Source organism: Anaerocolumna sp. AGMB13025, assembly GCF_029689925.1.
Classification (GTDB): Bacteria; Bacillota; Clostridia; order Lachnospirales; family Lachnospiraceae; genus Anaerocolumna.
The window spans coordinates 4,970,758-4,996,131 of the sequence record NZ_CP121445.1 but is presented as its reverse complement, the minus strand read 5'-3'; the positions used below and the strand labels follow the sequence as shown (position 1 = coordinate 4,996,131).

General features: G+C 39.1%; 22 protein-coding genes. 19 read left to right on the top strand and 3 right to left on the bottom strand.

The genetic code is table 11. The features are described 5' to 3' along the window. Positions 1-28: 28 nt before the first annotated feature. The 3 genes from QA584_RS20700 to QA584_RS20690 all read left to right on the top strand — a co-directional run bounded on the left by QA584_RS20700 (position 29) and on the right by QA584_RS20690 (position 2,519). Positions 29-721: an iron-sulfur cluster assembly scaffold protein gene (locus tag QA584_RS20700; RefSeq protein ID WP_278271006.1), complete on the top strand. Its 693-nt coding sequence runs from the start codon at positions 29-31 to the stop codon at positions 719-721. 18 nt (positions 722-739) lie between these two features. After that, positions 740-1,750, top strand: coding sequence for a GGGtGRT protein (locus tag QA584_RS20695; RefSeq protein ID WP_278271005.1), 1,011 nt, complete (start codon positions 740-742; stop codon positions 1,748-1,750). 265 nt (positions 1,751-2,015) lie between these two features. Continuing rightward, a complete protein-coding gene (locus QA584_RS20690; protein WP_278271004.1) occupies positions 2,016-2,519 on the top strand; it encodes a hypothetical protein in 504 nt (167 codons plus the stop codon). 354 nt (positions 2,520-2,873) lie between these two features. On the opposite strand, the gene QA584_RS20685 is transcribed toward QA584_RS20690, so the two are convergent. Further along, on the bottom strand, positions 2,874-3,461 hold the full coding sequence (locus tag QA584_RS20685) for an Ig-like domain-containing protein (RefSeq protein WP_278271003.1): 588 nt from the start codon (positions 3,459-3,461) through the stop codon (positions 2,874-2,876). 251 nt (positions 3,462-3,712) lie between these two features. Here QA584_RS20685 and QA584_RS20680 point away from each other — a divergent pair, with 251 nt between their 5' ends. Then, positions 3,713-4,186 carry a cupin domain-containing protein gene (locus QA584_RS20680; protein ID WP_278271002.1) on the top strand — a complete coding sequence of 158 codons (474 nt, stop codon included), beginning with the start codon at positions 3,713-3,715 and terminating at the stop codon, positions 4,184-4,186. 72 nt (positions 4,187-4,258) lie between these two features. After that, positions 4,259-5,116, top strand: coding sequence for a metallophosphoesterase family protein (locus QA584_RS20675; protein WP_278271001.1), 858 nt, complete (start codon positions 4,259-4,261; stop codon positions 5,114-5,116). Here QA584_RS20675 and QA584_RS20670 read toward each other — a convergent pair. After that, on the bottom strand, positions 5,097-5,960 hold the full coding sequence (locus QA584_RS20670) for an AraC family transcriptional regulator (RefSeq protein WP_278271000.1): 864 nt from the start codon (positions 5,958-5,960) through the stop codon (positions 5,097-5,099). The two genes, QA584_RS20675 and QA584_RS20670, sit on opposite strands and share 20 nt — an antisense overlap. Before the next feature lie 601 nt (positions 5,961-6,561). Between QA584_RS20670 and QA584_RS20665 the strand changes: the two genes are divergently transcribed. The 6 genes from QA584_RS20665 (at position 6,562) to QA584_RS20640 (ending at position 14,262) form a co-directional block, all read left to right on the top strand. Continuing rightward, positions 6,562-7,926: an oxidoreductase gene (locus QA584_RS20665; RefSeq protein WP_278270999.1), complete on the top strand. Its 1,365-nt coding sequence runs from the start codon at positions 6,562-6,564 to the stop codon at positions 7,924-7,926. Positions 7,927-8,273: 347 nt separating this feature from the next. Further along, positions 8,274-9,362, top strand: a complete 1,089-nt coding sequence (locus tag QA584_RS20660; protein WP_278270998.1) for a zinc-binding dehydrogenase — start codon at positions 8,274-8,276, stop codon at positions 9,360-9,362. Between the two features lie 215 nt (positions 9,363-9,577). Further along, the gene (locus QA584_RS20655) at positions 9,578-11,560 is read left to right on the top strand and encodes an FAD-dependent oxidoreductase (protein ID WP_278270997.1); all 1,983 of its coding nucleotides are present in this window, start codon (positions 9,578-9,580) and stop codon (positions 11,558-11,560) included. Between the two features lie 13 nt (positions 11,561-11,573). Next, positions 11,574-12,371, top strand: coding sequence for a sugar phosphate isomerase/epimerase family protein (locus tag QA584_RS20650; RefSeq protein WP_278270996.1), 798 nt, complete (start codon positions 11,574-11,576; stop codon positions 12,369-12,371). A gap of 174 nt (positions 12,372-12,545) precedes the next feature. After that, positions 12,546-13,766, top strand: coding sequence for a Gfo/Idh/MocA family protein (locus QA584_RS20645; RefSeq protein ID WP_278270995.1), 1,221 nt, complete (start codon positions 12,546-12,548; stop codon positions 13,764-13,766). 139 nt (positions 13,767-13,905) lie between these two features. Then, positions 13,906-14,262 (top strand): hypothetical protein, encoded by a 357-nt coding sequence (locus QA584_RS20640; protein WP_278270994.1) that lies wholly within the window; start codon positions 13,906-13,908, stop codon positions 14,260-14,262. 70 nt (positions 14,263-14,332) lie between these two features. Here QA584_RS20640 and QA584_RS20635 read toward each other — a convergent pair whose 3' ends face one another. Further along, entirely contained in the window at positions 14,333-15,391 is a 1,059-nt protein-coding gene (locus QA584_RS20635; protein ID WP_278270993.1) for a substrate-binding domain-containing protein, read from the bottom strand. An 873-nt stretch (positions 15,392-16,264) separates the two neighbouring features. Here QA584_RS20635 and QA584_RS20630 point away from each other — a divergent pair. The 8 genes from QA584_RS20630 (at position 16,265) to QA584_RS20595 (ending at position 25,372) form a co-directional block, all read left to right on the top strand. After that, positions 16,265-17,944 (top strand): glutathione ABC transporter substrate-binding protein, encoded by a 1,680-nt coding sequence (locus QA584_RS20630; protein ID WP_278270992.1) that lies wholly within the window; start codon positions 16,265-16,267, stop codon positions 17,942-17,944. Positions 17,945-18,074: 130 nt separating this feature from the next. Further along, positions 18,075-18,995 carry an ABC transporter permease gene (locus QA584_RS20625; RefSeq protein ID WP_278270991.1) on the top strand — a complete coding sequence of 307 codons (921 nt, stop codon included), beginning with the start codon at positions 18,075-18,077 and terminating at the stop codon, positions 18,993-18,995. 10 nt (positions 18,996-19,005) lie between these two features. After that, a complete protein-coding gene (locus tag QA584_RS20620) occupies positions 19,006-19,908 on the top strand; it encodes an ABC transporter permease (RefSeq protein ID WP_331487693.1) in 903 nt (300 codons plus the stop codon). 11 nt (positions 19,909-19,919) lie between these two features. Continuing rightward, complete coding sequence (locus QA584_RS20615) at positions 19,920-20,921, top strand: ABC transporter ATP-binding protein (protein ID WP_278270990.1); 1,002 nt, start codon at positions 19,920-19,922, stop codon at positions 20,919-20,921. Continuing rightward, a complete protein-coding gene (locus tag QA584_RS20610; RefSeq protein WP_278270989.1) occupies positions 20,918-21,898 on the top strand; it encodes an ABC transporter ATP-binding protein in 981 nt (326 codons plus the stop codon). The genes QA584_RS20615 and QA584_RS20610 overlap by 4 nt, the downstream gene beginning before the upstream one ends. A 458-nt stretch (positions 21,899-22,356) precedes the next feature. Then, the gene (locus QA584_RS20605) at positions 22,357-23,118 is read left to right on the top strand and encodes a DeoR/GlpR family DNA-binding transcription regulator (protein ID WP_278270988.1); all 762 of its coding nucleotides are present in this window, start codon (positions 22,357-22,359) and stop codon (positions 23,116-23,118) included. A gap of 52 nt (positions 23,119-23,170) precedes the next feature. Then, a complete protein-coding gene (locus tag QA584_RS20600; RefSeq protein ID WP_278270987.1) occupies positions 23,171-24,610 on the top strand; it encodes a leucyl aminopeptidase family protein in 1,440 nt (479 codons plus the stop codon). 3 nt (positions 24,611-24,613) lie between these two features. After that, the gene (locus tag QA584_RS20595) at positions 24,614-25,372 is read left to right on the top strand and encodes a copper homeostasis protein CutC (protein ID WP_278270986.1); all 759 of its coding nucleotides are present in this window, start codon (positions 24,614-24,616) and stop codon (positions 25,370-25,372) included. Positions 25,373-25,374: the final 2 nt, after the last annotated feature.

Genomic DNA, 25,374 nt, shown 5'->3' with positions numbered 1-25,374 from the left:
ATTTATGTACATTGAAAGGAGTCTAAACATGATTTATTCACATGAAGTAGAAATGATGTGTCCAGTTGCGCAGGGCGTTAACCATGGGGCAGCACCTATCCCGGAAGAAGCAAAATGGGTACAAGCAAAAGAAGTAAAGGATATTTCCGGTTTAACACATGGTGTTGGCTGGTGCGCTCCACAGCAAGGTGCTTGTAAATTAACTTTAAATGTAAAAGATGGTATTATACAGGAAGCCTTAGTTGAAACAATCGGATGTTCCGGTATGACTCACTCTGCAGCTATGGCAGCAGAAATCCTCCCAGGAAGAACCGTTTTAGAAGCTTTAAATACTGACTTAGTTTGTGATGCTATTAATACAGCCATGAGAGAACTGTTCTTACAGATTGCTTATGGTAGAACACAAAGTGCTTTTTCCGAAGAAGGTTTGCCTATCGGTGCAGGTCTTGAAGATTTAGGAAAAGGCTTAAGAAGCCAGGTTGGTACAATGTACGGTACATTAAAGAAAGGTCCTCGTTATCTTGAAATGGCAGAAGGATATGTAACTGGTCTTGCACTTGATGAAGAAGACTTAATCATTGGTTATCAGTATGTTAACTTAGGAAAAATGACTGACTTTATCAAAAAGGGTGATGACCCGACTACTGCTTATGAGAAATCTAAGGGACAATACGGCCGTGTTGCTGATGCTGTTAAGATCATTGACCCTAGAAAAGAATAATAGAGGAGGATACATAAAATGGCTTTATTTGAATCATATGAAAGAAGAATAGATAAAATTAATGCAGTATTAAACAGCTATGGAATCGCTTCCATTGAAGAAGCAGAACAGATTACAAAGTCAGCCGGACTTGATGTATATAATCAAGTTAAAGGCATTCAGAATATTTGTTTTGAAAATGCTTGCTGGGCTTATTTAGTAGGTGCTGCTATCGCAATTAAAAAAGACTGCAGAAAAGCTGCTGATGCCGCTGCTGCAATCGGTGAAGGTCTTCAGGCTTTTTGTATTCCAGGTTCTGTTGCTGACCAGAGAAAAGTTGGTTTAGGACATGGTAACTTAGGAAAGATGTTATTAGAAGAAGAAACCAAATGTTTCGCATTCTTAGCAGGTCACGAATCTTTCGCAGCTGCCGAAGGTGCAATTGGTATCGCATTATCCGCTAATAAAGTAAGAAAAGAACCATTAAGAGTAATCTTAAATGGTCTTGGTAAAGATGCTGCTCAGATCATTTCCAGAATCAACGGATTTACATTCGTTGAAACTCAGATGGATTATTATACAGGAGAAGTTAAGGAAGTATTCAGAAAATCCTACTCCACCGGTGACAGAGCAAAGGTTAACTGCTATGGAGCCAACGATGTAACAGAAGGTGTTGCTATCATGCATAGAGAAGGCGTTGACGTTTCCATTACCGGTAACTCAACGAACCCTACCAGATTCCAGCATCCTGTTGCAGGTACTTACAAAAAAGAATGTGTAGAACAAGGCAAGAAGTATTTCTCCGTAGCCTCCGGTGGCGGTACAGGAAGAACACTTCATCCTGATAACATGGCAGCAGGTCCTGCTTCCTACGGTATGACAGATACTATGGGTAGAATGCACTCCGACGCACAATTCGCCGGATCTTCTTCCGTTCCTGCTCACGTAGAAATGATGGGTCTTATCGGTATGGGTAACAACCCTATGGTTGGTGCTACCGTTGCAGTTGCAGTTGCTATTCAGGAAGCGGCTGACGCAGGTAAATTCTAATAATATGCTTTAATATAGGGGGACTTCTCAAGTCGTAGGACGGTCTGGGAAGTCCTCTTTTTTTTGCTTTGGGTCAAAATCATGAAGTGTATGGGAATGGAGCATCATCCTCAGGAGACATACCTTTATAACAAGGCTAAAAAGTGTAGCTGAATAGTATATTTTGATGTATAATTTAGTAACGGATAATTCGTAATTGATGGCAAGTGCTAACGGGCTTAAGACAAATATTAGTTTATGCTTTTAAGAAAGAGGAGGAATAGATGTGCTATTTATCATTCAGAGTATTATTTTATGTGGGTTATTTTCAATTATAATATTAGTACCACTGGCTAAAAATCCTGTTGGGCAGATAATGTCATTTCCAGTAGAAATTAGAAAAAGAACGGAGTCTTTGCCGCAATATAAAGATAGTATTAAGAAAAAAGAGACAAGACATATTTGGATTAAGATTCTGGGAGCATTTGCATTTGTTCTAATACTTGCAGTAATTGCATATTTTTCAGGGGCAACAACATTTAAAAAAGCCTTTCTTTATGTTTTTTTCCTGTTCTTTGTTGTCAATATTTATGATTTATTTATTATGGATATTGGTATTTTTATGCATTGCAAAAAGCTTTGGATTCCTGGAACTGAAGATATGGTTCAAGAATATCATAATCCACGCCACCATATTATAGGTGCAGGAAAGGGCACTATCATTGGACTGTTAGTAGCATTTCTTTCTGCGGTACTAATTCAATTAATACATATCATACAATTAGGATAACTTTCATCAAAAGTGTTTCTGATTTTAAAGAAGTAAATTTGATTTGAGAGTCAAAAGCCTAATTTAGATTGTAAAATGAATAACCCGGTATATATATTCATTTTGTCTACCTTACCTTCCTGCGGCATGTCCTTAGTAGAGCCTCATAGATGCAAAAAGCATTGTACTGCTTAGCTTTTTGCTGAGTCTCTAGTCGGACATAAACAGCCTTGTCAGTCGGACTACGACAAAATGAATATATATACCGGGTTATTCATTAATTAAGTTTTTTGAGGCTTTTGACTCTCAAATCAAATTTTGGTCATCAAGAATTAAAATAAAAAAAGCAAGGTTTGAGATACCTTGCCCTTATTTTTATTTTAGGTTCTTTTCAGATTTACTTGATAATTTATCATCTTGAAAGGTAATAGTCGCAGAAGAATCATTTTCACCGTACCAGATATAAGTAACTATTTGCTGGCCATTATCAGAAGAAGTGGATACTATGGATCCATTTATACCTATAATGTCAACTGCATTATCGTATGTAATATCGTTATTAAGCTTATCATACGCGGTCTTTGTGATATAAGTATCGGTATCCGGAGAACTAGGATTTTCAGGATTCGTTGGCGTATCTCCAGGCGTATCAGTATAAACTACGATAGCAACAGCCGGTTTTTTAACACTAATATGAAATTTACGAGTTTTTTTTCCATATTTTGCGGTAATTGTTGTTTCCCCTAAAGATATAGCTTTAATATTTCCTCGCTTATCCACAGTTGCAATTTTCTTATTACTGCTTTTCCAGGTAACGGACTTCTGAGTATCGACTGTAATTGTAATAGTCTCCTTAGGCATCAACGAATAACTGGATATCTTTGCTGCATCAGCTGCATTGACATTAGAAAATAATAATAATAAGGATATCATTAATAAAAACATCTTTTTGTATCGTTTCATAATATCACCCCAATGTAAATTTATATATATTATACCATATAATTACAGCTTGTATAGATTAATTTAAAACTAATTAGTTAAAACAATATAGTTCATGTAGGAATTGCTAATTGGCTACTGTTTATAAAACAGGTGTGGAAAACCAATAAAATATGATGTAATATATAGTTAGTTGTAATACATAATCAAAGAATGTGTAGTAAGATTTAAAGAGGGTAGTTATAGAAGATACTAAAATATGGAGGGTGTTTATGAAAGATGATATCTTAATTAGGAATGAAAGCAGTTTGATTGGAAAACATAAATCAGAGCACGAACCTTATGAGTATACAAAATACGAAGTTACGACACAGGGTGAGTTCAGTCAATGTTACGTTGCTGTTTATGAAATACCTCCCATGAAATCAAATTATCCATACCATTATCATACAAACAATACAGAAGTATTTTATATCATAAGCGGGCAGGGAATCTTAAGAACGCCAAATGGGGAAAGAGTTATTAAACCAGGGGATATTATTGTATGCCCTCCCTCAGAATACGGAGCCCATAAAATTATGAATAATTCACAGACAGAGCCTTTAAAATATATAGATTTTGATACAACAAATTCACCGGATATTATTAGATATCCGGATTCGGATAAGACCGGAATTTTTATTCGAAATCAATCTAATACAGTCTTTAGAAATGATGACAAGACCAGCTATTATGATGGAGAGTAAATCAAGATTTGGAATATAGACTAAAAATCAAGATTTGGAATATAGACTAAAAATTTATGTGGAGTAAAAATTATGGATATTGCCATTATGTCAGATATACATAGCAATTATGTTGCTTTAGAGCGTTGCCTGGATTATACACATATACACGGTATCGATACCTTTATTTTCTTGGGGGATTATATTGGTGAATTAGCATATCCGGAAAGAACCATGAAGATATTGTATGAATTAGATGAGAAATACAACTGTTATTTCATCAAGGGTAATAAAGAAGAATACTGGCTTAATAGCCGTGCCGGAGGAGAAAAAGCCTGGAAATACAAAGATTCAACTACAGGTGCCCTGCTCTATGCATACAATCTTTTAAGTGACAAAGATATAAGTTTTTTTGCAAAGCTGCAATCTGCTGCGGAGTTATCAGCCGGTGAGCTGCCAGCAATTACAATGTGTCATGGTTCGCCCTATCAAGTTTCGGAAAAAATGCTGCCAGGGGATGACAGGACAATTAAGATTATGGACCGCGTTAAAACTCCCATTATCTTATGTGGTCACACCCATGTACAAAGCAAGTTTGTATATAACGGGAAATGTGTTCTTAATCCTGGGTCAGTTGGAATGCCTATGCTTAGTAAAGGTATGACACAATTCTTAATTTTACATGGGAAAAACGGGATATGGTCAGAGGAGTTTATCAGTCTCTCTTATGACATAGATAGAGTAATCAAAGAGCTTCATGAGGCTAAGTTAGATGAATATGCGCCTTACTGGAGTATGATATCAGAATATACCCTGCTAAATGGTAATACGTCTCATGGCACAATATTATCAAGGGCTATGGAACTATGCAGAAAAGAAACCGGTGACTGCATATGGCCAGATATCCCTGAAACGTATTGGGCACAGGCGGTTAATGAATGTCTCTTCTGATTTCTTTTCTGTATTTAAGCGGAGAAGTACCAACGATATGTTTGAACACTCTGCCAAAATGGGTGATGCTCTCAAAACCTGCCTTTTCTGATATTTCGGTAATATTTAAAGAGCTTTCTCTAAGCAGCAGCTGTGCTTGTTTGATTCTGATTGTGTTAACATATTCAATATAGGTAAAGCCGGTTACTTCTTTAAATATTCTGCAGAAATAATAAGGGCTGATATGAAACATACCGGCAATCGATTTTAAGGAAAGCTGATTGGTATAATTACTGTTAATATATTGAGCAGCTTCTGATATTTTTTTATGCAGAGGATTTAGACTTTTATTCTTTTTATTTACATTCAGGGTTGTGAGTCTGGTTAAGAAAATGAGGATATCCAATAGCAGAAGCTTTATCCTTGATTCATGCCCTAAAGCCAAAGAAGTAGTTTCTGCAAGTATTTTAAACATCAGATTTTCAAGTTCAGTTCTGTCATTAAAGGAAAGTGATAATACGGTCGGAGCTGTGCTAAAACAAGAAAAAGGAGAAATATCTTTCATACCAGTAAGAAAGCCTTCCAGAAAATTTTCTCTAAAACTGATAGATATCCTGCTGTATATTGCATTTGAAGCATTCGTGGTGCGGTGGATATTATAAGAGTTAATTAGTACTAAATCTCCTTTTTTTATATTATATATCTTATCTTCAATAAAAAAGTTTCTTTCTCCGGAGAGCTGATAGTAGAGCTCTAAGTATTCATGGAAATGCGTTGGGTATGCAACAGGCTTATCACTTTCTTTTAGATATTCAATTATAAAATTTTCATTTTTAGGTAGATTATCATTTAATTTAATATTCAAAAAATCACCCTGTCATATAAAGTTTAGTTGGTTGTCAGTTGCATGCATTGCATTTACGCGACTATATCAGTTTCTACTCTGATATCATATATGCGTCGTGTCTCAATTTATATTACATCTGAATTTATTATATCCCAATTTATATTACATCGAAATATATATTACACCTGAATTTATAACATCCCATTTTTTATTGCATCTTAATTAACTTAATGGTATCCGTGATACTATAAAGTCTGTTAACCATATCTTCCATTTACCATAGATCTATCTATGCCTAAGCTATCCCGACCTATCCCATAACCCTACCTATAAGTTTGTCTATAACTTTGCCTATAACCTATAACTTTGCCTATAACCTTGTCCATAATAATACAGCAATATATGTAGAAAATCAAGATACAAAAGCAAAATCCGTACGGAAATAATCTATATATTGCTTTATAATTCATACTAAGCAGATAAATAAATCTTAAATAAACTTCATACTAAGCAGATAAATAAGCAGATGTATAGATGGTACAGAGGTGCAAACTTAAAGTTAGCACACAAGAGGCAGAGATTACAGATCGTGAGCTGATCATGAGAAGGGGATTAATTTATGGATAAAAAAATTGTAAAACTGGATTCTATTGAAAGGCTGAAAGAGGAACTTGTAAAGAATAACTTATATCTTCCTATTTCTGAAGATATCAAAGTACTGAGAAATCCGGTAAATATAGGTGATAAAACCATACCAAACAGGATTGGGATTCATCCCATGGAGGGCTGTGACGGAACAAAAGATGGAAAACCGGATGAGCTTACCATCAGGAGATATGATCGGTTCGCTAAAAGCGGAGCCGGACTTTTATGGCTGGAGGCTACGGCAGTGGTCAATGAAGGAAGAGCGAATTCCAGACAACTTTTTATAAATGAAGATACGAAGGAAGATTTTAAAAAGCTTGTAACCAGGATTAAGCAAACGGCCAAGGACAACTATGGAGAAGAAAATATACCCTATACGGTAATGCAGCTAACTCATTCTGGTAGGTATAGTAAGCCTAAGGATAAACCGGAACCTATTATAGCGGCAGAAAATGAATACCTGGATCCATTTCTACCTAAGGATTATAAAACAATTACAGATGGAGAATTGGAAGCTCTTGAGGATAGCTATGTAAAAGCAGCTATTTTAGCAAAAGAAACTGGCATCGATGCAGTAGATATAAAAAGCTGTCACAGGTACTTAAATTCAGAGCTGTTATCAGCTCATTTAAGGAGCGGTAAGTATGGCGGCAGCTTTGAAAACAGGACCAGGTTTTTGATTCACATTGTTGATAAAATAAAGAGTGCGGTAGGAGAGGAACTTGACGTAACCCTGAGAATGAATGCTTATGATGCCATACCATACCCATATGGATTTGGAGTAGATAAACAGGATTTTCGTAAGCCGGATCTTTATGAACCTGTCAGGTTAATAAAAATGCTTCGGGACAGAGGGATAAAGCTTATCAATATAAGCTGTGGTAATCCTTATTATAACCCTCACATAGGCAGACCCTATGATTTGGGACCTTATAATCCCTTAACGACTCCCCTGTTTAACACAGTACTTATGTTAAATGTAGTAAAAACACTTCAGGAGAGCGTACCGGAAGTTGCCATAGTAGCAACAGGTCTTAGCTGGCTTAAAGATTTATCACCTTATGTGGCTGCAGGCGGAATCAAGGAAGGCTGGTTTAAAATTGCCGGATTTGGAAGGCAAGCATTTGCTTATCCGGAGTTTGCAAAAGATATCTTAGAAACGGGCAGGTTAGAGAGAAGTAAATGCTGTATATGCTGCAGTAAATGCACTGAAATAATGCGTACCGGGGGTAAAGCCGGGTGTGTAATAAAGGACAGTGAGATATATCTGCCCATATATAAGCAGGGTATCACCGGAGAAGTAAACCTGAATTCGGATAGAATAGCGGAACATATATAAAAGATTTATGGGAGGTATATAACACCCAGATTGGTGGCAGTAAATCATCTGCCGGAAGATCATTTATGCTTTAAGAGATAGATTGACAAATGCATTGCATTTATTATCATTCTATTTAAGCAGTATCGCAAGCAGTATAAATTGAAAGGCTGTCAAGTGAAGCTTCCCAATTCATCAAGATTTGTGATGGAGCGCGCGACAGAATGTTGGTTAGTGTGAAATAGAGATCAATTTCACACTGTGCAAGAGAATTTTATCTAAAAGAAAGGTGCCACGTTGTGATTCCTTCACATTTTTTCTTATGTGGCAGTATTGCAGGCAGACCTGTGATATGAATGGGTGCAGACATGAAGAGTAAAGCCATGGTTTTAACACGTTTTAATACACCTTTGGAACTAAAAGAGTTTGAAATTCCGCCGCTTAAGGATGGTGAGATTTTAGTAAAGGTAGAAGCGGCCGGCGTATGCGGTTCTGATGTTCATATGTGGAGGGGTGAAGATAAAAGAACCCCTCTTCCAATCATACTAGGACACGAAGGCGTAGGAAGGGTAGCGGAACTTAAGGGTCATAGAAATTATGTAGACGGAAGAAGAATAGCTCCAGGAGATTTGATTTTATGGAACAGAGGAATGAGCTGCCACAGTTGTTATGAGTGTGTAATACTAAATGAACCTTCCTTGTGCAGCCATAGAAAAGTGTATGGAATAAACCTATCCTGTGAGGAAGAACCGTATTTGAACGGGTGTTATTCCCAATACATTATATTAAGAGCGAATACGGATATTTTTAAAATAGAGGAAGAGATTGATCCCTCCGTGCTTGTATCGGCAGCCTGCTCAGGAGCAACGATAGCCCACGGCTTTGATATGATAAATGAAGGAGTTGGACAGACGGTTGTGGTTCAAGGACCGGGACCGTTAGGTGCTTATGCAGCAGCTTTTGCGAAAAGCAGGGGAGCGGCAAACATAATTGTAATAGGGGGCTCACAAGCTCGTCTTAAGCTATGCAAAGAATTTGGCGCGACCCATATACTAAACCGCAAAGAGCTTTCTATAGAAGAAAGACGTGATATCATATATGATATGACACAGGGTCGAGGTGCAGACTTGGTAGTTGAAGCAGTGGGTATGCAGGGTGCGGCAGAGGAAGGCCTTAAATTAGTAAGAATGGGTGGAACCTATCTCACAGCCGGATATGCGCAGCAAGTGGGTAGTGATACCATAGATTTCTTTACCGATGTAGTAAGAAAAAATATAAAAATACAGGGAGTATGGGTGAGCAGCAGCCGGCATACTTACCAGGCAATGGATATCGTACATAAGAATAAGACTGCGTTTAGCAAAATGATTACTCATAGATTTAAACTGGAAGAAGCCAATGAAGCCTTACAGGCTATGGAAAGCAAAGAAGCCTTAAAAGCAGTGATACTACCCTAGGCTGGCAGCAGTGTGAATAAAAAGCAGCTCAGCAGGTGTTATAATTCGAAATACTGGAATACTTCTGACACCTTTGTCCTAGATGACCCAGAAGAGGCATCATGAAGGGTAGGCGGACAGAAAAATCTACAGAAAGGATATCAAATAAAAGGTTCTTTCAGCCTTTTATTGTGGATGTATCGTAAGCAGGCTTGCGGTATGCAAAGGGTAAAATGATGAAACTGGATTATTCGGAGTTTATGGGTATTATAATTCGGTGCTATTCTTTAAATACAGTGATTGTTGGATCCGGTGCAGCGGGCTTAAATGCGGCGGACAGACTCTATAATTTTGGACAAAAGGATATAGCTATTGTTACAGAAGGAATGAACAAAGGAACCTCAAGAAATACAGGTTCAGATAAGCAAACCTACTTTAAGAATTCACTTACCGCCAAAAGCAGCGATTCTATCTACGCTACGGCTGAAAGTCTATTTTTAGGCGGAGCCATGGATGGGGATATCGCTTTGGTGGAGGCAGCATTATCAGCACAATGTTTTTACAAACTGGTAGATATCGGCGTGGCTTTTCCTCATACTGTCTACGGGGAATATGTGGGTTATAAGACCGATCATGACCCGAGTAATCGCGGAAGTTCTGTAGGACCATTAACCTCTAAAATGATCACAGAATGTCTGGAACATCAAATAAGAAATAAGGACATCACGGTATTTAACGGGTATCAGGTCATTGCGGTATTTAAAGATACCGTCTCTGATAAAGCAACCGGACTTTTAGCGCTGGATTTAAATAATTTGGAAGATAAACAGAATCGGTATGTAGTTTTTAATTGTACTAATATCGTATACGCAGTAGGAGGACCTGCAGGCATTTATAGTACTTCTGTTTATCCTGATAGTCAATATGGTGCTAGTGGAATTGCTTTTGAAGTCGGTGTAAAGGGGAAGAATCTTACGGAATCCCAATATGGAATAGCTTCAACAAAATTTAAGTGGAATCTTTCCGGTACTTATCAGCAGGTTCTGCCTAGATATGTATCCATGGAACCAGATGGAAGTGATGTCAGGGAATTTTTAACGGAGTATTTTGAACATCCGTCTGAGATGCTGAATGCTGTTTTTTTTAAAGGGTATCAATGGCCCTTTGATTCAAGGAAGATAAAGAATTATGGTTCCTCTATCATTGATATTTTAGTATATAATGAGACAGCAATTAAAAACAGAAAGGTGTATTTAGATTACAGGACCAATCCGTGGAAGGAGAAAGAATTCGACTTCTCAAGTCTGTGTAAGGAAGCATATGGTTATTTAAGCAATTCAGGGGCACTTTTTGGAAATCCCATAGACAGGCTTTTGCATATGAATGCACCAGCCTATGAGTTGTACAAAACCAATGGCATAGATTTAAAAAGTGAGATGTTAGAGATTGCCATATGTGCCCAGCATAATAATGGAGGTCTGGCTGGAGATATCTGGTGGCAGAGTAATGTGACGCACTTTTTCCCGGTAGGGGAAGTAAACGGTTCTCACGGAATATACAGACCAGGAGGCACCGCATTAAATTCAGGTCAGGTAGGCAGTACCAGGGCAGCAGAATATATAGCGGCAGTATACAAAGAAGAACCACCGGCCATAAAGGAGTTTCTATCCATTTGCTGTGACCAATTAGAGGATAAAATTCATTTGGCAGAAAAATGGATAACCAATTCATCCAAAGAGAGCAATGTTATGAAACGAAGGGAGGCATTACAAAGACGGATGTCTCAATATGGTGCACATATTAGATCCAAAGAAGGAATAGCAGGCATAATACATACAGCGAAAGAAGAACTAGATCATATAGACAGTGATATTATAATCAAATCCGTTAAGGAACTGCCGGAGGCCTTTCGGAACCGAGATCTTTTGATAACACAATACGTGTATTGCTGCGCGATCTTAGATTACATGGAAACTTGGGGTGACAGCAGAGGCGCCAGTATTATATATGATGGTCAGGGCGAGCTGCCGTTGCATAAACTCCCGGAGGTTTTCAGATTTCGGTTAAGTGTGGATGAACATAAGGATTTAATACAGGAAACCTGCTACCGTAATGGAAAATGCACATTTAACTGGAGACTGGTTAAGCCGATCCCTAATGAGGAGGAGTGGTTTGAACATGTCTGGAAAAAGTTTAGAAACGGTGAAATTGTAAGGTAAAGGGGGATGGCATATGATATTAACTACGGTAACCGACGAAGTACAAGAACAGATGGCGTTGGAGAATATCTTTGAAACAGCAAAGCAGCAGGGAATCTATAATTTTGAAATAAGAGCAATCGAAGGCAGAAGAGTGCCTGATTTTGATGATGATATGATTCGAAGATTAAAGAATTGCAAAAAGGAACAAGGAGTTACCTTCTCAGCTATATCACCGGGAATCTTTAAAGTTCCATTGGGGTCAGAAGAATTTAACTATCATAAAGATAAGCTTTTAACAGCTTCACTAGATTTTGCAGAAGAATTAGGAATAAATAGAATAATAATATTTGGTATTCAGAGATCGGAGAAAGATCGTTTAGAAGATTATCAGCAGGTGGTAAACGAAATAGGAGAAGCGGCATATAAGGCTAAGAAAAGGGGAATGGAAATACTGATTGAAAATGAGCCGGGCTGGTGGGCTGATACAAGTGAAAATTGCAGTAATATTCTAAAGAGCATTTCTTGCAGGAATCTTAAGCTGAACTGGGATTTGGGTAATCTGTATAACAGTGGAGAAAAAGATTACAAAAAAGGCTACGAACTCCTAAAGGACTATATAGCAAATGTACATGTTAAAGATATGCTTTCTACTGACGGTGGAGTAATCTGCGTACCAGCAGGTGAAGGAGAAATTGATTATGAGTCACAGCTTAAGGATTTAGAACAGGATGGTTATAACGGATGCATTACCATTGAGACTCACATGAGCCCTTTATATCCTAATTTTCTTAAATCATCTGCCTATATAAAAAAAATATTAAATTGGTAATTGCGATACTATTTAGTTTTCTAAATATACGCTACAATTAATACAAATTTCATAGCTTCAGTTGCTCTCTGGGCAAGACTTGGCTCTGAAATTGTATTAATTGCATTGTTTTAGATACAATAGTAGAGTTTCGCAATTACCAAAAAATTAATAAATCGTGAGAGGTGATATATCGTGAAAAGTCTGAGATTTGGCCTAATTGGAATCGGGGGCATTGGGGAAGTACATTTGAAAATGATAAAAGCACTGACAGAACAAGGGAAAGTAGAACTTGTGGCAGTTTGTGATAAATATCTTGCCAGATATAGTGAAAATCTAGATAAACTTGGGTTTCTATCTACCCATAGGTACGAAGAACTGGATGATTTTCTGTATTCAGGAGAGAACATGGATTTAGTTATAATAAGCACTCCCATACCCCTTCATAGGGACATGTGCTGCAAAGTTATGAAGGCAGGATATGATGTGCTGTTGGAAAAACCGCCGGCAGTTACCATTCAGGATCTGGACGAAATGATAAAAGTAAAAAAAGAAACAAAGAGGTTTTGCGCCGTAGGCTTTCAGCATACCTCTGAACAAAGTTTTGTATATTTTAAAGATAAGATAATGCAGGGGGAAATTGGTGAAGTTCAGTTTATCTGTGCTCAAGGGATCTGGACCAGAGACACTGGATATTTTAGCAGAACACCATGGGCTGGTAAGCTTATGCTGCAAGGAAATTATGTATTAGATGGTACTGTAAACAATCCGTTTGCCCATGCTTTGAATAATTGCCTTATCCTCGCTGATATCAAGGAGAACGGAAGCAGCCCGAAGTGGGTTCAGGGGGAGTTATATCATGCTAATCTAATTGAAGCAGAGGATACCTCCTGTGTCCGAATAAAAACGGAAAATGAAGTTGAAATTTTATTTGTAACAACGCTATGTTCAAAAGATACAGAAATTCCTTATATAAGAGTTGAAGGTTCAAAGGGGATAGGCTGCTGGGATTACGATGGTAACGTAACTTTTCGTAATTATGAGGACGAAGAAAACTACGAAAGCGTTCAGATAGAAAGTGATGCCTTTCGTGATATGTATGATAACATTATTGAATTTAAAAATAAAAATATAGATAAAATTAACTGTTCTCTTGAAGATACGAGAAAGTTTGTTTTGACCTCCAATCTAGCTTTTCAATCTTCCTTTGAGATACGTGACATTCATGAGAAGGATAAGGAAGTATATGAGATGGAAGGTGTTCCGTTAGTTACGATTAAAGATATTAACGATATTGTACATAGAGCTGCCGAAGAAAAAAAATTATTCTCTGAATTATCAATCGGATGGTCGAAAAAAACGGAATTAGTATATGCTGAGGGATATAATAAATTTTCATTATATGAAGATGCTTGATTAATTTATAAAGATGAGACTACTAAGGTTCAGCTTTCATAAATTAAAATCAGCTGATAAATTGGTTAAAATTGCAAAATATTATAGAATTTTCCAAAAAATAACTATATAATATCCTCTTGTAGAAAGGGGATAACAAATGAAAAAGAATGTTATGTTAGCAGTAGTTTTACTCGTAGTATCCGTTTCCTTATTAGGCTGCAGCGGAGGCAAAAAAGACAGCCGGACTTTAGATGATTTTATCAAAGCCTACACCGATCAGGATATAGCAGTTGATAAAGAAGAAAGACCATTATTTTCAATGATTGGTGCTTCTGACGGAGTTATCTTTAAGATGGATGATAAGGTTGTCAAGATTTACTCTTACAAATCCGTAAAAGACCTTGAAAAGGCAGAAAAAGATTTTGAAATCATAAAAGACTGGCCTACAAATGGACGTTTTTTACTTGAAACAAGCAGTGAGGATGCAACAAAAATTTTTAACGATATTAAGTAAGAATCGGTAACAATAGGTACAAGTAGGAGAGAATATGGTTTAGCTATAGACAATTAAACCATGTTCTCTCTTAATTGTTATCCGTATATCGCCTTGGCATGCCTGTCTCATCAATCAAATAAATTTCGACAAACAATTCTTTCTTTTCCACATCATCATAAATTACCCGTTCTCCCTTTAGCAGAGAATTCGCCACATTTACCCCAAGGGCTCCCATTTCAAAGGGCTGCTGTGCTATTGTTCCCTGCATCAGACCATTTTTGATTGCATCAATAGCTGCAGGATCACCATCGAAACCGATGACCATGATCTGTCCTTTCTTGCCGGCCTCATCGATAGCCTGAGCCGCGCCTAAAGCCATTCTATCATTTTCTGCAAATACTACTGCCAAATCATCGGCATAGGTGGACAGGATTTCTTTCATGGCTTCATACCCTTGGTATTGATCTGAATTAGCGGTAATTTCTGCAACTATATTGTAACCGCTCTGTGTCAGGATATCCTTAAAACCCTCGCCCCGCCGTCTGGCGTGGACTGCTGTTTCTTCTACTTTTATGATTGCTGCATTTTTGCTGGTGATAGAATGTTTCCGGATTAGTTCCAGGGCATATTCCCCAGCTAAGGAACCGCCGGCAAAGGAATCTGTTATGATAAAAGCGTCAACGTCTGCTCCACCGGTACCGATATCAACTACAACCACCGGAATTCCGGCTTTCTTTGCCATATCGGAAATTACAGGCATGGCATCCGGATTAAAGGGCGATATCATTAATACATCAATACCCTGATTGATCAGACTTGTGACTCCGGTTATCATTTCTACGGTGCTGCTGTTCTGATTATGAGTGATAACGTTTATTCCCAGTTCTGCGGCTCTCTCAAGAACTCCTTCTTGCATGGAGCGGAAGAATTCATAGGAACTGTTATAGACAGACCAGCCAATGGTATATTTCTTTGTGGGAGCAGAGGAGTCCGCTGCCGTTACAGCAGTATCCTGCCATGTGGTCTGAGCTCTCTCTGATGATATATTTTGGCTGTAGACAATAAAACAAAACACCAGGAGAAATACGATTAAGCCTGATATTATTTTCAGGAGCTTGTTCATTTTGACACCTCTGCCTTCCTCCAAAGACCAAACCCTGCCCGTATTCGGTCAGAGCCTAGAATAAAAAAACCCATTTCACACTTTTATATAGATAAAATATGCTTAAAATCAGCCTTGTATGCCAAGATTCCATATATAGGTAGAAGAATAATGCGGTGCAGTAGAAAATGCAGTGCAATAGAGAAAGCAGTGCAATAGAGAAAGCAGTGAAATAGAGAAAGCAGTGAAATAGATAAAGCGGTGAAATAGAGAAAGCGGTGAAATAGAGAAAGCGGTGAAATAGAGAAAGCAGTGAAATAGAGAAAGCAGTGAAATAGAAAAAGCGGTGAAATAGAGAAAGCAGTGAAATAGAGAAAGCAGTGAAATAGAGAAATCAGTGAAATAGAGAAAGCAATGAAATAGAGAAAGCAATGCTATAGAAAATGCAGTGCTATAGAAAACAATACATATAGAAAATACAGTACAATAGAAAAATGCAGTGCAACAAAAATATAATGCAATAGAAAATATAATACATTGGATATGCATGTGACAGATAAGGCAATCTATTAGAAAAATGCAGCAAAACAACGCTATACAGTAGAAAAATTCAAAATGAAAATGATAAACAATAAGATACGATAAAGAATAATAGCTTAAATAAGATGTAAAAAAACAAAATGCGACTAAAACAATAATAAATAATTAACAAATCAATAAATAACAATTGACAACAAGAATGTAATTTGGTAGACTGTATTCAACTTAAAGAAAAGTATTTTTTATTAACGCAAATAAAACAGAGGGCAAACAAACTAATGCACGATGCGAAGACGCTGACGATAAAGAGTACTTTTTTTTGTGCCCAAAAATAAGTATCTTTTACAACTATTTATCAAAAGGAAAAGGAGAAAATTTATGAAAAACATGAAAAAAATCTTGGCACTGTTCCTTGCATTTACAATGGTCCTGGCTCTGGCAGGATGCAGCAAGAGTACTTCTACCCAGGGGAGTTCAGAGGTAAAGACTACGGGAGAGGGAAGTACTGCCACCAAAGAAGCAGCTGGGACACAAGATACAACCGAATTAGTTACCGGAACAAAACAAGGTGTTGCACCGGATAATGACTTAGTGATTGCGGTGGAAACAAGCATCAGTTCCTTAGACCCTCATAACTTAAGTGACACACTGTCTATATCAGCAACCCGTGCCATGTATGAAAACCTGGTTATGTTTGATTCTGATATGAAAATCGTTGGACAGTTAGCAGAGAACTATGAAATTTCTGAAGATTCCCTTACCTATACGTTTCATTTAAGAAAAGGAATCAAATTCCAGGATGGAACAGACTTTAATGCGGCAGCTGTAAAAGCGAACTTTGACCGTATCTTAAATAAGGACAACAATCTTATGATAAGGGGCCGCTTTGTTGTAAAGAATGGTGATCAGGAGACACAACGTATTGAAAGTATTGAAACACCAGATGATAATACCGTAGTATTTAAGCTGGCAGCACCTTATAGTCCCTTTATCAATAAGCTGACCCTGGTTGCCATGATTAGCCCTGCAGCCATTGAAAAATACGGGAATGAAGGTTTAATCACCAATCCAGTTGGAACCGGTCCTTATGTTTTTAAAGAATGGGTAGAAGGGGATCATATGAGTGCAACGGTTAACCCGAATTACTGGGGAACCAAGCCAGGAGTAGATTCTGTAACCATTAAGGAAGTACCGGAAGCCGGTTCCCGTACGGCTATGCTCCAAACCGGTGAAGCAGATTTTATTTATCCTATGCCCTCAGACCAGATATCGGCAGCAGAAGGTACCGGAGATATAACAGTGAATGCTACTACCTCCACCATTATGAGATATGTGACCTTAAATACCAATTTAAAGGAATTAAAGGATGTCAGAGTCCGCCAGGCCATGAATTATGCCATTGACCGCAATGCCTATGTACAGCTTATGTATGCCGGTTACGGTGCACCAGCTACCTCTGTTATGGCTCCTTCCATATCCTATTACAGTGAACAGCCGGCATATGACTATAACCTGGATAAAGCAAAATCTTTATTAGCCGAGGCAGGTTACCCGGATGGATTTAACTTAACCCTGTGGGGGGATAATTCGACTCAGGAAGTAAAAGGTATGACCTTTGTAAAACAACAGTTAGAACAAATCGGTATCAAGGTAGAAGTAGTTCCAATGGAACCTGCAACCGTATCGGATAAAATTTATGTGCCGTTAGAAGACGCTAAAATTAATATGTGGTATGTAAACTGGTCACCATCCACATGTGATGCTGATGGTGCAATGCGTGCTTTATTCTACAGTTCCATGTGTCCTCCTACCAGTGCAAATACAGCTTATTACAACAATGCAGAAGTGGATGATTTACTGGATCAGGGTATTGCATCAGCAGATCCGGCAGAATTAAAGCCTATTTATGCAAAAGTACAAACAATTCTTTGGAATGATGCGCCTTGGTTATTCCTTGGGAACGACCAGAACATCTTTGCCAACAAAACATATCTTTCTGGTGTAAGCGTAGCTCCGGATGGTGCAATTAACTTTGCAGGGGCAGCATTAGCACATTAATTTATATTTTTAAGTAAAAACGAACAGAGGTGTTCACAGAGAAAACTGTCATCTTTAACATCTGTAACAGATGGAATGAGGCAGTTTTCTTCGTAAAAGAAAACACCCGGACTAAGTTGGAGGAACGTTCATGGGACGCTATTTTGTAAAAAGAATACTGGGAGCGATACCGTTGTTGTTTGCCATTTCCTTTTTGATATTCATGTTTATACATTTGATACCGGGAGATCCGGTACGTTTAATTGTTGGTTATGAAGCTACCCAGGATCAGGTGAATGAGGTAAGGGATGCTCTGGGACTTAACAAACCGCTGCTGGCCCAGTATATAGATTATATGAAAGGGATCTTTACCGGAGATCTTGGGAACTCCATTAAAAGCGGCATGTCGGTTACAGACCTGATCGGACCCCGCTTTAAACCAACAATTACCCTTACCCTGTGCGCTATGGTATGGGCAGTAGCTGTCGGTGTATTGATTGGTATCCTTTCGGCGGTAAAGAGAGGAAAGCTTTTGGATTACCTGGGCATGGTTACTGCAATTTCAGGAATCTCTATTCCAAGTTTCTGGCTGGGGCTTGTGTTGATTCAGATATTTTCTGTAAAACTTGGATGGCTGCCTACAGGGGGACTAGACAGCTGGAAAGGTTATATTCTGCCTTCCTTTACCATGGGGGCAGGGATTATGGCAATACTGGCCAGGTTTACCCGTTCTTCTATGTTAGAGTCTCTCCGTGAGGATTATGTAAGGACAGCCAGAGCGAAAGGTCTTAGAGAGATTTTAGTAATCGGAAGGCATGCCTTTAAGAATTCGCTGATTCAGGTGGTAACCGTAGCGGGGCTTCAAATCGGCGGATTATTAGCCGGCTCCGTACTAATTGAAACTGTATTTTCCATACCGGGACTTGGAAGGCTTTTGGTTGATTCCATCGGTTACCGGGATTATAAAGTGGTGCAGGCATTATTGCTGTTCTTTGCGGTGGAATATATCGTTGTAAATCTGGTGGTTGACTTACTCTATGGAGTACTCAATCCGAAAATACGTTATGATTAGGAGGTTTTCTGTGGCTGATAAAATTAGAATAAATACGGGAACTGTCCCTGAGACAGAAGAAGTCCTGCCAAAACCTAAATCCAGAGGGAAAGAATTTATAAAGAAGTTTAAGAGAAGAAAAACAGCAGTAGCCGCCTTAGTTTTTATCCTGTTCCTTGCCATTGCGGCTATATTGGCACCTGTTCTAGTGCCTTATAATCCAGACACACCCGACTACAGTAATCTGTTAAAAGCACCTAATGCAGCGCACTGGTGGGGAACAGATGAATTCGGGCGTGATGTTTTTAGCAGGCTTTTAATGGGAACCAGGCTATCCTTATCAGTAGCCATAAGCGCTGTTGGGATTGGCGCGGCTCTTGGAATTGTGCTGGGACTGTTTGCAGGATTTTATAATGGATGGATTGAAGCGGCGGTTATGCGAAGCTCAGATATTTTATTCTCCTTTCCGGATATTTTACTCGCAATTGCAATTGTAGCTATCATTGGTCCTGGGGTTATTAATGTGGTTATAGCCGTAGCGGTGTTTACCGTCCCCTCTTTTGCCAGAATTATGAGGAGCGCCACCTTAAGTGTAAAAGAAGCTCTATATGTGGAGGTGGCAAGGTCTGTTGGCTGTAAGAACAGCCGGATTCTTTGGGTGCATATTTTCCCGGGAACCATACAGTCCATGATTGTTAATTTTACCATGCGTATCGGAACAGCTATCTTGGCAGCAGCCTCTTTAAGTTTCTTAGGGTTCGGGGCGAATGTAACGGAACCTGACTGGGGTGCTATGCTGTCTCAGGGGCGCAATTACCTGAATACAGCTCCCCATATTGTATTATTTCCGGGTATTCTGATTTTTCTGACCGTACTTGCTTTTAATTTGCTAGGTGATGGTCTGCGGGATACTTTGGATCCGAAGATGTATTAGGAGGAGCTGACATGGCAGAAAAGTTATTGGAAGTTAAAAATCTTAAAACAGAATTCAGACGGGATAAAACTATGGTAACGGCTGTAAAGGATGTCTCTTTTACCATACATAAAGGAGAAGTATTAGGGCTTGTAGGAGAATCCGGCTGTGGTAAATCCGTAACCTCTTTATCCATTATGAGATTATTAATTGATACTCCTGGAAAAGTAACAGCTGGAGAAGTACTTTTAGAGGGCAAAGATTTACTAAAATGTCCTGAAAATGAAATGCGTAAAATAAGGGGCAGTCAAATGGGAATGATATTCCAGGAACCCATGAGTGCATTAAATCCCTGTATGCGGATCGAGACCCAGCTGATCGAAGCCATAAGGCTCCATAGAAGCTTAAGCCGCAGTGAAGCAAGAAAACATAGTCTTACCATGTTAAAGACAGTGGGGATACCTGATCCGGAAACTACCTTAAAAAGCTTTCCACACCAGCTATCCGGAGGCATGAGCCAGCGTGTTGTTATAGCTATGGCAATGTGCTGTGACCCCAAGCTGTTAATCGCAGATGAACCCACCACAGCCCTGGATGTAACAATCCAGGCACAGATACTAGAACTAATGTTACGTATAAAAAATGAAAAAAACACAGGTATTTTACTAATTACCCATGACCTTGGAGTAGTAGCAGAAATGTGTACAAGGGTAATTGTTATGTATGCCGGTCGGATCGTGGAAGAAGCAGCGGTAAGTGAGCTTTTTAAAGCTCCAAAGCATCCTTACACACAGGGATTGATTGCCTCTGTACCCAAGCTGGGTTCAGGAGTTACCACTCTGCCCTCTATTCCTGGTAATGTACCAGACCTTTCTATGATGCCAAAAGGCTGTAAGTTCGCACCCAGGTGTAAGTATGTCATGGATTTATGCAGGAATTTAGAGCCGGAACTAAAAACAGCCGGTCAGGATGGGATGAGAAAATGCAGATGTCATTTACTTAATACAACCAACAAGGAGGTATCAGCCTTATGAGTACTCCCTTAGTTTCCATAAAAAATGTAACAAAAACGTTTCAGGTATCCAAGGGATTTCTGGCAACAAAGAAGTATGTACATGCAGTAAACGAGGTTTCTTTTGATATTAATGCCGGTGAAACGTTTTCCTTAGTAGGGGAATCAGGATGCGGAAAATCAACCACCGGTCGGTTAATCGACCATTTACTCATTCCGGAACAGGGGGAAATCTGGCTGGACGGGAAAGACATTACGAAATTAAATGAAAACCAGATGAGACCCTTACGTAGCGATATCCAGATGATTTTTCAGGACCCCTACGGTTCCTTGAATCCAAGAATGAGAATCGGGGATTTAATTGGGGAACCTTTGCTGATTCATACGAAATTAACTGCCGGGGAACGAATGAAAAAGGTCCAGGAGCTTTTGGAAATCGTAGGGTTAAAAGCCGCATACTATGACAGGTATCCCCATGAATTTTCCGGCGGCCAGCGCCAGCGTATCGGAATAGCAAGGGCATTGACGGTAAAACCTAAATTAGTTATAGCAGACGAACCGGTATCTGCACTGGATGTGTCCATACAGGCCCAGGTCCTGAATCTGTTAAAAGAGCTTCAAAAGGATTTTAACCTGACCTACCTGTTTATCTCCCATGATTTAAGCGTAGTAGAAATGATTTCAGACCGGATTGGTGTCATGTACCTTGGAACCATAGTTGAAACTGCCTCCAAAGAAGAGTTATACCGTGATCCAAGACATCCCTATACCAGAGCATTATTATCCGCTGTTCCCCAGATCGATCCGGCAAGAGAAAAAAAGAGGATTTTACTAAAAGGTGACCTGCCAAGTCCGGTTAATCCTCCCTCTGGTTGTTTGTTCCATACCCGCTGTCCTCACTGCACGGATAAGTGTAAAAGAGAAAAGCCTGTTATGCAGATGGTTTCACAAAACCATGGGGTGAAATGCCATTATACAGAATTTCCAAATGAAATATAAAAGATTAATGGGAATACAATCAGCGGATATAATAAATAAATATTTCTTTGTGTGTAAATAAGTGGTAAAATAACAGTATATGTCGGTCCAGACACATAAGGAAACATTCTTATTAATCTCTGATTATTCTTATCATAATTAAGATTGTATAAAGGAGCCAGGGAATTAGTAACCCGGTGGTACAATTTAAGTTATGGTCGAACTATTATAAACTGGGCCGGTACCTCTCATTATATGAAAACAACATTGGTAATTGCTAAACTATTTAGGTTTCTAAATATACCATACAATAGTAGAGTTTCGCAATTGCCTATATGAAAACAACAGATTAAATATCCATAAATGAACCCAAAATATGGGCGAAGCCTGTTATATTTGTCGACCGTTAATCAAATCGGAACCGGAAATGAATCTGTTTGGGTGTACGATAATAAAGGAAAGAAAGCAGAGGCAGGAACATGTTTACAGAGGAAAGATTAGATGCAATCCTTCAAATTCTTAAGCAGGACGGTAAAGTAAGAGTCAAAAATTTAAGTGAACAATTCCAGGTGACAGAGGATTGTATCCGTAAAGATTTAAAAGTACTGGAGAATTCCGGTAAGTTAAAAAGAACTTATGGCGGTGCTATTTTATCCCAGGATTATCCACTGGAACGGGATGTTATAGACCGAAGGACTTATAACGAGGATAAAAAGCTTATTATTGCGAAAAAAGCCGCGGAGTTAATTAAGGACCATGAGACCATTTTTTTGGATATCTCCACGACGAATATTAAACTGGCTGAAATTCTGGTGGAAAATAGAAAACAACTGGTAGTAGTAAGCAATATGATCGATATATTGCAGACCCTTGCAAGGAGTTCTACCATAACTGCGATTGGTACCGGAGGCACTATGTACCGTACTGTAAATGGCTTTATGGGAGCCGCTACCATAGAAGTGATTAAGCAATACAGCTTCGACCGGGCCTTTATTGGAAGCTGTGGGGTAGATATGGTGGATCAGTCAATCACCACGTTAGGAGTCGAGGACGGTTTGACAAAAAAAGCGGCACTTCTTAGCAGCCGGCACAAGTATGTAGTAATGGAGCGGGATAAGTTTTATTTTAATGATTCCTATAAATTTGCCCACTTTGATGACATTAACGGAATTATTACTGATGAAAGCCCGGACCAGTCGACACAAAATGTGCTTGACTCTGCGGGTATTACACTATATTAGCGGGAGTAGGAATTGCTGCATTCTTGATAACAGGTAAAAGGGGGTAATTGGTATGATTCGAATTGATAATGACAATTCATATGAATACAGTGCAGAGTTTTTTTTCGAAAAGGATGCAGATAGGCAAGAACTGCCGGACACGGTACAAAAGATATTTGACGGGGGGTTCCTTAAGACCCAATTTTTATATTTGGGTAAGGAAGGCAGCCAAAGCAGTATTTTATTGGTTGGTCTTGGCAAGGATATTACGGATAAAATAGAGATAAAAGAAGCAGCAGCCAAAGTTTCTAGTGTAATGAAAAGCTATAAAATAAAACAATTTGGCGTTAATATCTCAAAACTATATCATAGTATAGGTCTAGAATGTGTCAGAGATATAACGGAAGGTCTTATGCTGGGGCTTTATGAAGAAAGAAAGTTTCCGGAAACAGAACGGGATGAATATGATATGATACTGACCGGAATTCCGGAAGGAAAAAGGAAAGAGGCAAAGCTGCTGGTGCAGGAAACCGTACCGGTAATCGAAGGTGTCATATTTGCCAGAGATATGGTTAATCTTCCTGGAAATAAGCTAAGACCCGAAGATTTTGCTGGTGAAATCATTAAGTTTTTAAGGAATACCAAGGTGATGGTTGAAACCCTGGACTTCGGGCAATTAAAGGAAATGGGAATGGGGGGACTGGTTTCAGTTGGTGAAAGCAGCGAATTTCCCCCGGTTTTTGTGATTTTGCGCTACATAAATAATCCGGACTGTAAAGATATTACTGCCCTGGTAGGAAAAGGAGTAACCTGCGATACCGGAGGCTACTGCTTAAAACCGGCGGGTTCTATGCTTGGTATCAAAGGTGATATGGCTGGAGGAGCGGCAGTAGCAGGAGCGATCTATGCCCTGGCCCAAAATCAGGTTAAGACTAATGTTATTGGTTTTATACCAGTCTGTGAAAACAGGATCTCCCCGGGAAGCCTTTTACCCGGTGATGTAATCACTTCCTATTCCGGTAAAACCATAGAAGTCTTAAATACCGATGCGGAAGGCAGGCTTATCTTAGCAGATACCATTGCTTATGCAGCTGCTAAGGAACATGTAACCAAAGTATTAGATATTGCCACCCTGACAGGTGCGGTTGTCAATATGCTGGGCTTTAGTGTAGCCGGAGTGGTCACGGATAGTCAGGAATTTTTTGATGAATTCCGGGCAGCTTACCATATATCCGGAGAGCGCTACTGGAGACTGCCAGTTTATCCAGAACATGAAAAGATGATCCAGAGTAAAATCGCTGATATTAAAAACATGGGCGAAAAATACTGTGGAACCATTACAGCAGGTCTATTCATTAAGGCATTTGCAGAAGGGCTGCCCTGGCTGCATATCGATATTGCTGGAACCGCTTGGGTTGATTCACCCATCTTTGCCTACCAGTCAAAGGGGGCTACCGGGGCAGGCGTAACCTCGATTTACCACCTTTGCAGCAGAGAGGGAGGGGAGTATTAGAGGATGGTTAAAAACCTGGTTAATTATACCCTGGAAGCCTGTGTGGATTCGGTAGAATCAGCGCTTGCTGCCGCAAATGGAGGGGCTAACAGACTGGAACTTTGCAGCAATTTAATTATAGGCGGTACAACACCAAGCCAGTGGCTCCTTAAGGAAATCCGTAACTATACGGATATTAAAATCAACGTATTGATACGTCCTAGATTTGGTGATTTTTGCTATTCAGATTATGAATTTAGTATAATGAAAGAAGAAGTACAGATGTTTCGGGAATTAGGTGTAAGCGGAGCAGTTTTTGGGATTTTAAAGCCGGATGGGACTTTAAATCTTGAGGCGATGGAGGTTTTAATGAACCTTGCCAACGATATGGAAGTGACGTTACACCGGGCTTTTGATGTCTGCAGGGATCCTTATATAGCTCTGGACCAGGCAAAAAGCTTAGGGATCCGATCCATTCTGACTTCCGGTCAGAAGAATACCTGTCTGGCAGGCAGCAGCTTAATCAAAGAGTTAGTGGAATTAAGCCGGGGTGAAATTGAAATCTTAGTCGGCGGAGGTGTGAATGCCGAAGTCATCAAGAAAATCGGACCCCTAACCGGTGCAAGGGCGTATCATATGTCTGGTAAATCTAATAGGGACAGCACCATGGAATTTCGGAAAGCTGATGTCAGCATGGGTCTGCCAGACCTTGATGAGTTTATTATCTGGAAAACCGATGAAGAAAAAATCCGCGAAGCAAGAATCGCTTTAGAAGCTTTATAAAA